The organism is Clostridium sp. RTP31139st1_H3_RTP31139_211217 (genome assembly GCF_040227035.1).
GTDB lineage: Bacteria > Bacillota > Clostridia > Clostridiales > Clostridiaceae > Clostridium > Clostridium saudiense.
The window spans coordinates 17,828-32,608 of sequence record NZ_JBCOAB010000021.1; the positions used below are offsets into that span (position 1 = coordinate 17,828).

Sequence of the window (14,781 nt, forward strand, 5' to 3'; positions counted from 1 at the left end):
AATCCCCCTTAAAATATTAATTTCATTCTATTACCAATAGCTAACAATGGCTTAATTAGTATATTTTTTTAAAATTTTATATTTTATATTTTCAATATTACAAACAACCGGATCAGCTTCTAAGAAGTTTCCAGTCAGTGATTTATTTATTAATTTACACCTATTGCTAGTGCAAAACTCCTTATAACTACACTCATAGCATGTACTATTTTCTTTAGAGTATATCTTTTTTAAAGTTTCAACTTTTAAATAGTCTATACCTGTATAAATATCTCCAATCATTAATTTAGAATCACCAACAATTACAGAACATGGATATATATCTCCATTAACATCTATATTAAATGCTCCATATCCTCCATTGCATAATCCTGATTTTTGCTTCATAAACAAATCTTTATCTACAAGACCTACTTTTATCTTAGAATATATATTTTCTTTTCTATTTATAAATTTATCAATCTTCTTCATTTCATTTTCAATAATTTTAATTTTTTCTAAACTCCACTTCTTATCATAGTAATCAAAGGCTGGAGCTATATAATTAAAACCATTTTCTATTAAAGATAAAATATTTTCATATAATGAATCTACCGTTTCTGTGTTAATAGTCATTCTAACTCTCAAATCTGGACGTACTTTCAATAGTTTTACTGCTGTTCTTATTGCTTCATCATAACTTCCATTTCCATTAATATATTTCCGATTTAAATCATGTGTTAATTTATTTCCATCAATACTAATTGTTAATGAATACTTAAAATCATTTACTAAGGTTTTATAAATTTCATCATTTATAATTGTTCCATTTGTAGTAATCCCAAAATTAATACGCCTAGTATCGATATTTTCTTTTAATGATTTAATAAAATACTTTATTAAATCATATTCTAACAAAGGCTCTCCCCCATGAAATATTACATTTATATTTTCATCTACCTTCTTTATTGTTTTACATATAAATTCAATAGTCTTATCTGCAGTTTTTATATCCATAGATGCAGCTAACTTATTATTGCCCTCATAGCAATACTTACAAGATAAATTACATCTTCTGGTAACCCAAATTGTAAAATCCATATTATTATACCTATTCATCCCATAATATTTTTTCTAATACTTTTTTATGATTTATACATCTTTCCTTAAATTCTCTTTCATTATTTTGAAGTCTTGCAATTTCTTCAACACAACTCCAACAAAACAAATTAACATCACATTCCTTACACTTTTCATAATGATCTGGTTGTATACTTCTTAAACTGTTCCCTATTAAATACTCATCTCTAGTTCTTTTCATAGCATCCTCAAGCGTTGTAATTTCTAAAATATTAAATAATTTAAATTTTTCACTTATCAAATTGCCACACGGGTATACCCAGCCATCATAATTAATTGCTAAGTCTGAAACTCCAGCTCCACATCTAATGCTACGTAAATTCATTCTTGCATCAGATAAATCATCTATCTCAATATTATTATCTATTTCTTTATTAATCTTAATAAACTTATCTGAATTTTTTAATCCACGCCCTACCGGTGCAAATATTCTTATAACCGCCTGAGTACCAAGTTCTTTATTTAATTCTAAAAAACCTTTTTTTAACTCTTTATTATAATCACTAATAACCATAGATAAGTAAATTTCATCAAATCCTCGCTCTTTTAATAAGTTAATACTTCGAATAACTTTATTAAATACACCTTTTCCCCTAATTTCACTACATGAATCTTCATCTATACCATCTATACTAATATCTAAACGATTTACATTAGCAATAAGTCTATCTACATTAGCTTCATTAATTAATGTAGCATTTGTTGCAATATCAATTTTTCCTTTATAATTTTTTCGTGTATAATCTAAAATTTCCCAGAAATCACTTCTAACCATAGGTTCTCCACCAGAGAACACTAATTTAGGAATACCATACACCTCTATTTTATCTATTACTTTTTTTAGTTCTTCAAAACTTAATATTCTTTTATACTCGCTAATAAAATCAGCATCTACACAACAATGCTTACATTTCAAATTGCATTGATTTGTCAAATTTATATAAATAGTATCTACTTTTTCATCAATATTTAAATTGTTATCTAACAATTTCATTTTATATAATATTCTTATCAAGTTATCTATATAGACTCTATCTTCTCTATCCTCTATACACTTCAATAATTCCTCTGAATTTAATTTATTATAAATGCCTCGCTCTATTATACTAATACATTCTTTTGAAATTTTAATCCATTCTCCAGAATCTCTATTGGTCAATATTACTCTATTTCCTCGTTCTAGTTTCCTATAGTTTTCACTAAATTTCAAACATATCCCCATATATTCTCCCTCTAATCACTTATATTTATAAATATGAGTTTACCAGTGTATCTTCTACCTTGTGTATAAATTGCACTAGACTTATCCTTAGAAATAATTTTAGTTATAATGATTCCATTCACATATTATTTAGATACTATAACTATTATTTCTCCTAATTCAATAAGATTTTTCCCCTATTTTAATTAAATAATCTCAAATACTTATTTCTGCCATCTGTAATAATTCATATACATATACATTTCCATTTAATCTTTTGTCTTTATTGTCATAATTTTCACCTCAGTATTCCTATAAGTTAATATAAATATTCCTATATATAAGTATTTATATTTTAATGTAAATAAACTTTTCCAACTCCCAATTTGTTTATTTCTTATATTGTACCAAAATTTATATTTATTGTAAATAAATACCTTATTTAATTTTTAAACGATTAAAGTATTCTTTTAATATTACTTATTTAATACATCTTCATCATATATAAATAAGCATCCTCTAGTGTTACTTCTGCTCTTATACAATCTATTCTAGGTTTTTCTTCTGATATAATTTTAGTCATTATCTTACCATCTACATATTGTTTAGACGATATTGTTGCATATCTAGATAACTCTAATATTTCTTTTTCATTTGTTATTAAACAATTCCATACATGATTTTCTGCATTATTTAACAATTCGCTTATTTCTCCATTAAATATTAAATTACCTTTCTGCATAATCCCTAATTTATTGCATGTAGATGCTATATCTTCAATTACATGTGTTGAAAAGATAACAGTTCTTGTTTCTCCAAAATCAACTAATAAGTTCCTAATTTTTATCCTTTCTTCTGGATCTAATCCTGTTGTAGGTTCATCTACAATTAGAATTGGTGGTTCATTTAATAAAGCTTGAACTAAACCAACTCTTCTTTTCATTCCACCAGAAAGTTGTTTATTCTTCTTATTCTGTTTATCTATCAACCCTGTTTTTTCTAAATAATAATCTATTCTATCTTTGCATATGTTTTTTGGTATTCCTGACATTCTCCCTAAATATTCAAGTGAATCTCTAACTGTCAAGCTTGGGTATACTTCTAACTCCTGAGGTAGATATCCAATTTGTTTCTGTATCATTTCATAATTATTTTTTTCTAAGTTAATTCCATTAATTAAAATATTTCCTTTTGATACTGGCAATATTGTTGTTAAAACTCTCATTAACGTAGTTTTCCCTGCTCCATTTTCTCCTAATAAGCCATATATTCCTTTTTCAATATTTAGGTTTAGATTATCTATAGCTTTAGTACCATTATTAAATTCTACAGTTAACCCTTTTATATTAATTGTCATATCTCTTCACCTCATTTTTATAATAAATTAAGCTGCTTTTAAATACAGTCATTCCAAATAATACAATAATAGCTCCTATTAATTTTCCAATTACCCAACTATAATCTAAATCCTTAGTAAAGAACTCACAGAAAGCAAATATATTAGCACTTTTAAAAATATTCATTCCAATAGTTGAATTTAATAAGAACCAAATAAGTACAGCTATTCCTACGCCAATACCAATTTTCTTTGTAATATTCACTAATACTACAGTTAAATATCCGAAAAATGCGATACTTACTCCTGTTGCAATTAAAGTAATTATAAGCATTGATAAGTTATCCATTTTCCCTATATTATTATTGACTTTCATTAAATACAAACTATATTGAACTAATGCTAATAATTCTACAAATAACCAAGCTATAAAAAACCTTCTTTTTACTAGCCCTATTAAAACGTCTTTAGACTTTAACTTAATAACTTCATACCTTTTTTCTAAAATCTCTAAATAAAATAAATCTGAAAAGAAAAGAATAGACAAAAGTGAACTATATGGATCAATAACGCCTCCTATTTCATCAGCATATGCTAATGGAAAAATTATAGATAATAGCATTACATATATTATACAAATCCATAACTTATATTTACTAACTACAATTACTAAATCCTGCTTCATCAAAAACGTCTCCTTTTCCAAACAACAGTTGCTATCATAAAAATAAGTATTGAAACTATTAATAATGATATTTGATTAATATACATTCCTAAAGATATTTTAGTTTCAAAAAATATTTCAGGGAATCTAATAAATATACTTAAAGGATGTGTCTTATAATGAATATTACCCTCTAATATTTCTGCACCTATATTAGAATAAAGAATATATAAAATCATAATAGGTATTGTTGGCAGTGGATTTTTAAATATAACTGTTACTAAACTATGAATTGCAAGTGCCATCACTACACTTGGTAAAATAAATATTATTACATATTTAAAAATATCAAACATGGAAGAATTAAATCCCCACTTATATGCAATCTTCATAGCTAAAAAATTATAAAAAAGAGTTATCACAAATATTACTGGAATCATAGCTAAAAGCCCTGCTATAGCTTTCCCCCCAATATACTTTATAGATGATATGGATTTGGTATGAATCAATTCATATATATCTCTTTTACAATCCTTCATATATAATATTGGAAATAACGCTATCATAAAGAATATTAAGCATACTCCAAAATAATCTACAAACTTTTTAGAAAACCACTCAGTATAATTTTCTTCTCCTAGTTTTTCTCTAATATAATTATTTGCTTCTTCTATAGTTGCTTGTTTCATATTAGCATCATAAAAAGCATACTCTGCACTCTTATAGCCATAATTTTCATCTAAATATTTAGCAAAATCCTCTATACTAATTCCTCGTTTATACTCTTTAATTACCTCTTGAGCTTCATTAGGTTCTACATCTAATTCTTCAACTAAATTCTTATAAATTGTACTTAACGCCAGTTGTTCTTTTTCTTTATTATTTACAGGAATATATCCATTCATTATATCTGCATCTGAAATGCTATTTTCATCTAAGGTAACAATTTGGCTGTCATTCTCAAAATATTTTACATCTAAATATTGACATAGATTCACATATACATAGAAACAGCATAGTATTAATCCAATATAATAAAAGGGTTGTTTTATTATATCTTTAATAGTCATTTTTATTATTCCTCTCATATCCTTTGCCTCCATTCTTTATTTTAAATTTTACCCTAAACTCCAAATCCCATTTATATATTTTGCCTTCACTACTTATCTTTAAGTTTATTTTAAATTCTAAATATCAAAAAAAAATCAACTTTTGTAATTTTACAAAAAAAATTCCACCCTATTATTTAGGTGAAATTTTTTACAAATATAAAGTTATACTAACTATTGCTCCTCCATCTGCTGCATTATAAACTTTTAAATCTCCATCATATTTATCACAAAGCAGTTTAGTTATATAAAGCCCCATTCCCATATGTCCTGAAGCATAATTTCTGTTTTTTCTTATCTTTTCACTGTCTATTTCATTAATTATTTTACTTTCAAAGCCACAACCATCATCCTTAACAATTAATATAACCTGTTCATCTTCTATATTGATATTTATAGAAACTTCACTGTTAGCAAACCTAATTGCATTGGTAATAATATTTTCATAAATCTCTAAAAATATGAACTTATCAATATTAATTTCAAAATCTTCTTTAAATTGATTATGTTGAACCTTTATATCAATTCCATTTTTCTTATAAAACACTTTGTTTTCTTCTTCAATATCATAAATTATTTTTAGTGCACTTACCTTTTCATCTTTTCTATCTCGTAGTTTTACCTCATCTGCTCTTCTCATATATTCCACAAATTCTTTCAATCTTGCAATTTGAACATTACATTTATTAAGTTCCGCTAGCACCTCTTCTTTGGATATGTTGTCTTCTGGATAAAACTCTAAAATAGTTTCTACATACCCCTCTAATACCATTAGTGGAACTCTTATATCATGAGCTATTGATGCATGAAACTCCTTTTCTTCTATAATTCTATTCCACATTTTCTGATTATTATCTATCAATTGAATTCTCATCTTATCAAAAGATTTACACAGCTTACCAAACTCATCCATATAATCATACTCAATTTCAAAATCTAAATTATTGTTAAATATTTCATTTGCCCCTTTTTCTAGCAACGCTAATGGTTTTTTAAGCTTTCTCTTAAAAAATAAATATGATGTTATGCTATTTAAAGTTATCGTTATTATTAATAATGTCCATGTTTCTAAAAAGTCACATATCTCTACTATAATATTATCTGATTGACTCATAAAGCTTGAGCTAATCCTCGGTGCTTCTGTTATATATCCATAATACTTATTATAAAAATCATATATTTCCTTATACTCTTCTATGGTTTTATATTTACTCCATATACTATTTTGTATAATTCTAGCCCCATTCATAACTCCTATAGATATGATAACTGATAATAATGATGATATAACTATATAATAAATTAGACTCTTTTTAATTGATAATACCCTTTTATTTAGATATTTCCTTATCAAAGCTTTTCCACCTATATCCACTACCCCATTCTGTTTCGATAAAATTTTCATCTGTAAACTCATAAATCTTTTTTCTAATTCTTCTTATATATTCAGTAACTACTTTAATATCACTATCATTTTCCTCATGCCATAATTTTAAAAATATATGTTCTTTGCTAAATATTTGTCTTTCATGTAATGCTAATAACTCTATTATCTCATATTCTTTTTTAGTTAAATCTAATCTTTGTCCATTTATAAATACTTCCATTGAAATAAGGTCTATACTCATACTCCCTGTATAAATCATCTTATGAGAATACTTTGATCTCTCTTCTCTTTTTAAATTAGAAACTATCCTAGCTTCCAATTCCCTAACACTAAATGGTTTAACAATATAGTCATCTCCACCAACTAATAATCCATTTACTTTATCTTCTTCTGTAGCTCTTGCTGTTAAAAATAAAATAGGACTTTGAGTAAAATCTCTTATTCTTTTACATACATCTATACCATTTAGTTTAGGCATATTAACATCTAAAATAACCAAATCTGGAGTACACTTCATTTTATCTAATGCTTCTTTTCCATCATATGCTGTATATATTTCATATCCTTTTAATAAGAAATAATTTGAAAGCATATCTATTAAATCCAAATCATCATCCACAATTAATAGCTTTGCCATTTTACCTCCTATATACTTCTTTTTTAATTAAATACTTTTACCTTAACCTAGCTTATCTCTTATCCTTAAATACTTGACCTGCATGATCTCAATATCAATATACTGGAATTTATCATAAATCCAAAAATTTTAATTCATGAATTAATAAAATTTCTTTTTACTGATATTCAAAATCTCATTTTCCTATTTCTCTTAATGCTCACATAAATCCCAAAAACAAACATAATTTATCAATAGTTAAACTTCGTACAGTTAAATATTCTCTTTTATCACAAACAAGAACTTATAATTTAACAATATAACAAGAAACTTAATAAGTGGCTACCTAATGCAAATTCTAATTTAATACTAACATAAAATTGTAAATTATTCCAATTTTGATTTGTAGTTATTTAAGACAATAAAAAAAATCCTTATTTAATATTAATTGAGACTATTATTATAAAAATGAGATTAGTAAATTTGAATGTATTAGGATCAGTATCCGAAAAATTTGAATTTACAACGTTAAGCCAATATTTTTATTAATTAATTGTATAATTATATCTAAATTCTCAATTTCTATCTTATTTCCTCTAGTTGAATAATTTAAATTAGGTATTTCTTCTAATAATTTACTTATATTAATAGGCCTAAATACTTCTATAGTTGAAATATCAAGATATAATGCTCCATTATGATTAACTCCGTGCCTAACTTCAGGTATCTTAAATTTTTTAGATTTTTTTACTATTGCACTTGCAATTATTTGCCTATCAAACTTAAATAAAACAAGCGTATCTCCTGATATATTCATTCCATTTCTATAATATAAAAATTTACCTTTTTCATTAACTAAATCTTTTAAAAAAAATTCTCTTTGAACATATGCGTAAGCTTTATTTTTAAACCTTGGTTCATCTTTACTCATAGCAAATATTTTTATTTCTTTACAACTTAAATTTTCATCTATCATTTTTTCCCTCCAATTAATATTATTTAAATATAAGTCTATATAGGTTTAACTTGTACATAATACCTTTTACCTAAAGTTATATTTTTATGAACTGCTAGTTCTGATTTTATGTATCCTAACTCTTCAAGTTTCTTTAATTCCCTTGATACTGTTGTTTCAGTTATAACCAGCAAACTACTTAAATATTTAACTTTAATTATCCTATTTTCATAATACTTATTTATATATAACAACAAAAATAATATAAGCTTCATATTACTATTCAAATCTTTATCAAAAACATATAAATTAGGAACATAGATCCCTTTAAATTTAATTTTAGATACATCTTCTAATAAACATTTATTTAAATTATCTTTTTTTGTCATAACCTAAACCTCCTAAATCCTAGAATACTTTTATAACATAGTTCCTTAGTAGTAAATAAAAAATATATAAGAATAACCAACAACAAATTATAGGAACCCTATATAAAAATATTATATTTAAATGTCTAAAAATAAAATATATATCAAAGCTAGTAATTTCAATGGTTTAAGATGTTTTATATTTATGAAATTATTCATGAATACGAGAAAATTACTTATTTTGGAAATTACCTTCATTAGTTTTTTACCTCCTTTACTTATTTTCTTTTAAATCTTATTTTTAGAATTTTTTATAGCACTTTAATATTCTAATACCTGTTAAATTTACTCTTCTTATATAGGCTTATAGACAGCTTGTACATTATTAATATCAATTATATTTTTATTCGTATTTCTATTAAAATTATCCTGGAATATTTCTTTAAAAGTTTTATGGCCATGAAACTTCTAGCCATAAAACACGAACATTAATTTTTTATCATGGTGGTGAACCTCTATTAATCTCCTTATTATTTTCAATTCTGTTGAATTTATAATTTTCAAAATTTATTTGTTGCAGATTTGTACCAGCTTCTATTTTTTCAAATTCAAATTTTAATTGTAATCCATTTACTACTTTAGTTCCTTCTATAACTCTTGCATTTTCTTTTCTATTTGTTCTTTCTTCTTCTAAATTTACTACTTTTCTACTCTTATAATATAATGTTATTCCATTTTTATTTTTAGTTAAAAATCCTAACTTCTCTAATTCTTTTAAAAAATTATATACACTTCTTTCATTTTTAAAAGCTAAATATTCAGCAATTTTTACAACGCCTAAACTTATAAATGCTCCATATGAGTTGCTTGAATATGCTTTAACTATTAACATTAGTACCTTTCCTATTTTTTGATCTAATATATCAACTGCATTTTCTATATAATTAAGTGGTAATCTATATATTGCCTTTCCTCTCTTTACAGTTAACTTAAATAATCCCTCTTTCTTTTCTAATGTTCCATTCACTTTCTTTGCTAGTTCTTTTAAAGTTGCTACTTTTATTCCAACTTCAGCTATATTAAAGTATCTACCAAAAAGATTTTGTTTTTCTAGTTCTAAATAAGCTCTATAATGGCGTACTGATCCCTTGTTGTTATAAATAGATTCAACTATATTTCTTGCAATATAGATGCTATTTATTGCCTTTTTACAGACATTACAACCAAGGCTTAATCCTTCTTCTTCAAAAAGCATTTTTACTTTATCACAAGAAAAATTAGTCCCATTTCTTTTCAATGATTTATACTTATTTTCAACTGCTCTTAAACTTTCATCATGTTTCCATTCTATAGCTTTTGTTCTTAGGACTTCCTTAATTTCATTTTCACTATAATTAGCTTCACTTAGTCCTAATGCTATGCTTACTAAGAAATTATTTCTGTTCCCTTTATCCATTATTGGCATATTTATTAGTGCTTTCACACACTCTCTAGTACATTCCATTCCTGGTAAATTTAAAACTTTAGTGCTTTTATTTTTATATTCTTTTATAGATTTTTCAACTTTCTTTTTTGCCTTTTCATAAAGCCTAGTCATTGCAATTGATTGAATACCAGGTAACATTAATTTTCTTATGTCCCTTTGTTTCTTAGTTAATTTTACTCTTGTTAAATGACCTGTCATTAAGTGCATAAATTCATCTACTGAAACATAATTAACATATCCACCCTTATAATAAGATCCTGGAGTTTTTATTAATCTGTAGCTTGAATTAACTACGCTTTCATCTACGAATTTTAAGCCCAGTTCTTCTTTTATTCTTTTATACATTTCTGTATAAATTCTATGTACATTTTTACTTGGCTTTAATCCAAATACTTTTGGATTAACCATTATATAAACTGACTTTGAATTATTTATTATAATAGTAAAATCTTCTTCATTTACATTTAATTCCTTCATTAAATACTGAAGGTATTGAGCTACTTCAAATAATACATCAAAATTTTCCTTCTTTTTTGATGATTCAAATTCAAGTGTAAATGGATAATATCTATCATCTAATTCTTCAGTTCTTAAATTTCTATTTTGTTTATTTAAGAAGGTACAAAAACTTTGAAGGCTCATATGACTAAGTTCTTTATTCCATCTATTTTTTATTGGATATTCTAATACTTTTTCTATATGTGTTTCATATTTTTTTTCAGCTCTATTTTGAGAAAATTCTCCTGAAACTACTTCATTAATCCCAAAATAATTTTGAACTTCGCCATATTTATTTATCAAATTATATATAAACATTTGCTCTATAAAATTACCTTTATCCTTCAAAGTTTTTCCCTCCTTTCATCTGATAAATTATGATTTTTGGTATAGTTTCCCCCTCCCCACAATCTATCTATTTAAATTGCTCCGTAATATTTTCCGACAATAAAAAAACTCTTAGGTATTTCTACCTAAGAGTTATATATCAAAACTTATGTTATGCTCTTTAAAATCAAATTGAAAATTATCCCAAAACTTCTTTTGGTTTCCTCCTGTCAATTTGTTATTTTTTATATTGCACAAATTTTCACCTTATGCTAGAATATAAGCATAAAATGAATTTAAAGTTCCAACACTCTGTTTTTTGGTAGTTGCTTTACCAGTTTCAGTTATATAAATTAAGATGTTTGGCGACATTTTAATTTATCGTTCGGACTTGAAATATGAAGAAGAAATTCTTCTTTTTTCTAAATTATATTACATTTTTAGAATTAAAACAATATAATTTAGGCAAAAAGTAGCAGTAAATTTTATTTACTGCTACTTTTAAATTTTATATATCTTCTTCAATTTCTATAATATTTTTAAAGTCAATTTCTTTAAAGTCGTCATCCGTCATACCTTTAAGCTTTATTACAATTTCATTTATTTCAGATTCAATCTCAACTTCATCTACATTTTCTACTACAGATTCCAATTGATTAATTAATTTAATTCTATCATCACAATTATAAAAACTCATAATAGTTAATTCTTCTTTATTAAAGCTCTTTTTCATTTACTTTTCCCTCTTTCTTTTCTAATTTATTATTATAATCATCAGCTTTTTTACTCGCATCTTCAACTATATCTTTTATATCTTTACTATTATTTTTATCTAATTTCATATTATCATTTATTAATTCTTTTCCTCTTACTAAATCTACTGTCTTATTTAAATCAAAATATCTTGCTATTTCTTCTCCACTAAAATAATACCCACTTCCTTCTCCATCATTAGGAATATATGTATTATCTTCTCTAGCTTCAAAGTGAACTTCAAACTCTCCTTTTTTAAATCCTTCAACAAAAAAAGATGTTCCTCCCTTTATAAAAGAACCATCCTCTAATTTCAAGTCATCTTTCATTGTATATTCTTTAGCATTATATTCTAGCTGCTCTATTTCACTACCAACAACTTTATTTATCTCTTTACTAAGAAAATCATTTAACTCTCCATATAATTTTAACTCATTTTTTAACTCTTCAATAGATTGATGTTGACTTTCTTCTGAAGAATATTTTATATCTTCTTTTAAGTCAATAATTCTCCCTTCAATATATCCCTTCTCTTTTTGTAAATCTATAAAATTTTGATCTCTTTTTAAATCTAACTCTGAATAACCTGATAATTCTATTTTTAAGAAATCATCAAATGAAAATACTGCACAATTTCCTTCTATAAAATCATGATCATTTAATTCATCTTTAAATCTTTCTACAAAAGTATCTAACTTTAATCCTTGCTTCTCCATCAACATTTTATCTTCTTCTGATATTTTTTTTTCATATAATTCAACTAATTTTGGAGTATTAATACTTAAAAATTTCTCTTTTTCTTCATTATCCATTATACAAGTTCCTATGTTTAGTTTTTCTAACTTACTTTCTTCACTTATATTAAAATCAGTTTTTTCAGTTTTATATTCTGATTTTTTTAAGAATATTTCCTTTAATTTCTCCAATATATTAAATTTCATAACTACGCTCCTTACTCTCTTTATTCTCCAATTTATTGTTATGATCTTCAGCTTTTTTACTAGCTTCTGAAATTATCTCTTTAATATCTTTATTATCATGGTCTATTTTAATTTCTTTATCTTTAAATAACTCTTTATAATTAATATCAATTTTATCTATTAAAGAAGCAGCAGTTTTTTGAATTGTATCTAAAGATTTCTTAAGTTCCCCTAACTCTTTATCACTACTCCATCCAGCTAAGTATCCAAAACTATAATCAGATGTATCTATTCCATAATAATTACTAACTATAAATGCAATACTTTCAGCTTCAACTTCTTTAGTTTCTCTACTCTTTCCATCTTTTATTGTATGTAACTCTGCATGAGCCATTTCATGAAGAAGCGTCTTTATTGTTTGAACTTCTGACATATTTTCTTTAACCATAATTCTTTTTAAAGCAGGTGTGCAATATCCTTTTGCTTCTCCTTTTATGCTTCCATATGCAACATTAAAACTTGTACTATTTTCTAATGCTTTCTTAAAATTACTATAATCATTTACACTCCCTTTTAACTCTTCAGTCAAGCTTGGTAATGGCTCTCCACTAGTCTGACTTATATCAAAAACATAGGTTATTTTATATTTAGGAATTATTTGCTCTACTTCTTCTATAACTTTTTTGCCATCTACGTATATGAAATTACCTTTTTCATCTTTTTTATATTGTTGAACTTTTTTCTTAATTGGAGATGGTGCAAAAATTTTTATTCCTTTTTCACCTTTATTGACTTTTCTTTTAAATGTATTCCACTTATTAAATCCAGCTACATAAGTTGCTTCTGGTTTCTGCATCATTATTAATATAGAATTTCTAAACGAATAATTATGGAACTTAGACATTACTTTTAAAAAGTTTTTATATTTATCACTCTCAAACAAATCCTTTATTCCATCTTCAAGTTTTTCACTTAATTCTTTTACTTTATCTTCATTAGAAGATTTTATATTTTTTTCATATACCATATTTTCATCACCTACTAGTCTTTTTTTAGTTTTATAAAAAAACTTATCCTCTCTTAACTGCTGACTATTATCCATAACTTCATACTCAACACTATTTAAAAAGTAATTACCGTTTTTTTTTAATCCCTCATAAATTTTCACTACATTTTCTTTCACATTTATAAGATAATTTATTTCATCATTCAAATTCAATTTATCAGATATCCTTTCTAAATTCTTGATATCCTGCTTTAGTTTGCTTATATCTTCATCAGAAAAATTTATGTCATTCATATTACTTATATCAAATTTCAATTCATCTAAATTTATTCCATCTAATCTAGCTTTATTATAAATATCAACCTTTTCATTTAATTCATCTTGAAACTCATTAAAAATTAACTCATAAACAAGTAGATCTTTATAATTATCACAATTAATATATTTTATAAAAGCATCTATTGTATTTTTTCTGTATTCATATAAAATAGGTAACGCTTTATAATCTAATATTCTATGATAAGCCTCTATATCCACATTAGCTAATTCTTGCATAGATATTTCAAATTTTTCTTCAAGCTTTTCAATTTCCTCTATTGATTGTTTTTCTAAATTAATATCTAAATTCTGTATAGCTCTTTTAGAAAAAATCCCTATACTTTTAAATTGATTAAATGTAGGAAATACAGATACTTTTTCTGTAGTATATTCTTGCTCTATGCCAAACCTTTCTCCTAAAATCAATATTGCTTTCCCTTGATCTACTCCTTCTATTTCACTTACCAAGGAAATTACATCTCCCCCTTTTGAAATTCCCCAATCTCTCCATATATTTTTACTTGGATTTATTGAAAAAGATGGTGTCCTATCATTTTCTCTAAGTCGTCCCCACCAGTTCTCACCCTTTGCTTTTAAAACTATTCCATAATGAGAACATACATCTTGTATCGGTATTGCTTTAATTTCATCAATCTTATAATACATTCCTCCTTCTCCCTCCTAAAAAAAACAATAATAAAACACCAGGTATCTTCCT

At 25.2% G+C, this 14,781-nt stretch carries 13 protein-coding genes; all 13 read right to left on the reverse strand.

Annotation, left to right across the window (positions count from 1 at the left end; all coding sequences use genetic code 11):
* Positions 1-51 precede the first annotated feature (51 nt).
* Positions 52-1,098: a radical SAM/SPASM domain-containing protein gene (locus tag ABUA17_RS10230; RefSeq protein ID WP_078061335.1), complete on the reverse strand. Its 1,047-nt coding sequence runs from the start codon at positions 1,096-1,098 to the stop codon at positions 52-54.
* Entirely contained in the window at positions 1,091-2,341 is a 1,251-nt protein-coding gene (locus ABUA17_RS10235) for a radical SAM/SPASM domain-containing protein (RefSeq protein WP_042398950.1), read from the reverse strand. Before ABUA17_RS10235 ends, ABUA17_RS10230 begins: the two co-directional genes overlap by 8 nt.
* 463 nt (positions 2,342-2,804) lie before the next feature.
* Complete coding sequence (locus tag ABUA17_RS10240; RefSeq protein WP_042398951.1) at positions 2,805-3,677, reverse strand: ABC transporter ATP-binding protein; 873 nt, start codon at positions 3,675-3,677, stop codon at positions 2,805-2,807.
* The gene (locus ABUA17_RS10245) at positions 3,667-4,341 is read right to left on the reverse strand and encodes a hypothetical protein (RefSeq protein WP_055277900.1); all 675 of its coding nucleotides are present in this window, start codon (positions 4,339-4,341) and stop codon (positions 3,667-3,669) included. Before ABUA17_RS10245 ends, ABUA17_RS10240 begins: the two co-directional genes overlap by 11 nt.
* The gene (locus ABUA17_RS10250) at positions 4,341-5,408 is read right to left on the reverse strand and encodes an ABC transporter permease (protein WP_042398831.1); all 1,068 of its coding nucleotides are present in this window, start codon (positions 5,406-5,408) and stop codon (positions 4,341-4,343) included. Before ABUA17_RS10250 ends, ABUA17_RS10245 begins: the two co-directional genes overlap by 1 nt.
* Before the next feature lie 172 nt (positions 5,409-5,580).
* Positions 5,581-6,783 (reverse strand): HAMP domain-containing sensor histidine kinase, encoded by a 1,203-nt coding sequence (locus ABUA17_RS10255; protein ID WP_042398834.1) that lies wholly within the window; start codon positions 6,781-6,783, stop codon positions 5,581-5,583.
* Positions 6,761-7,453 carry a response regulator transcription factor gene (locus ABUA17_RS10260; protein ID WP_042398837.1) on the reverse strand — a complete coding sequence of 231 codons (693 nt, stop codon included), beginning with the start codon at positions 7,451-7,453 and terminating at the stop codon, positions 6,761-6,763. The genes ABUA17_RS10255 and ABUA17_RS10260 overlap by 23 nt, the downstream gene beginning before the upstream one ends.
* Before the next feature lie 499 nt (positions 7,454-7,952).
* Positions 7,953-8,408, reverse strand: a complete 456-nt coding sequence (locus ABUA17_RS10265) for a hypothetical protein (protein WP_042398840.1) — start codon at positions 8,406-8,408, stop codon at positions 7,953-7,955.
* 35 nt (positions 8,409-8,443) lie between these two features.
* Entirely contained in the window at positions 8,444-8,776 is a 333-nt protein-coding gene (locus ABUA17_RS10270; protein WP_042398844.1) for a cyclic nucleotide-binding domain-containing protein, read from the reverse strand.
* Positions 8,777-9,254: 478 nt separating this feature from the next.
* Positions 9,255-11,087, reverse strand: a complete 1,833-nt coding sequence (locus tag ABUA17_RS10275; RefSeq protein WP_042398847.1) for a hypothetical protein — start codon at positions 11,085-11,087, stop codon at positions 9,255-9,257.
* Between the two features lie 487 nt (positions 11,088-11,574).
* On the reverse strand, positions 11,575-11,799 hold the full coding sequence (locus ABUA17_RS10280; RefSeq protein WP_042398850.1) for a transposon-transfer assisting family protein: 225 nt from the start codon (positions 11,797-11,799) through the stop codon (positions 11,575-11,577).
* Positions 11,783-12,760: a hypothetical protein gene (locus ABUA17_RS10285; RefSeq protein WP_042398853.1), complete on the reverse strand. Its 978-nt coding sequence runs from the start codon at positions 12,758-12,760 to the stop codon at positions 11,783-11,785. Before ABUA17_RS10285 ends, ABUA17_RS10280 begins: the two co-directional genes overlap by 17 nt.
* The gene (locus ABUA17_RS10290) at positions 12,750-14,729 is read right to left on the reverse strand and encodes an ArdC-like ssDNA-binding domain-containing protein (RefSeq protein ID WP_052330673.1); all 1,980 of its coding nucleotides are present in this window, start codon (positions 14,727-14,729) and stop codon (positions 12,750-12,752) included. Before ABUA17_RS10290 ends, ABUA17_RS10285 begins: the two co-directional genes overlap by 11 nt.
* Between the last annotated feature and the right edge of the window lie 52 nt (positions 14,730-14,781).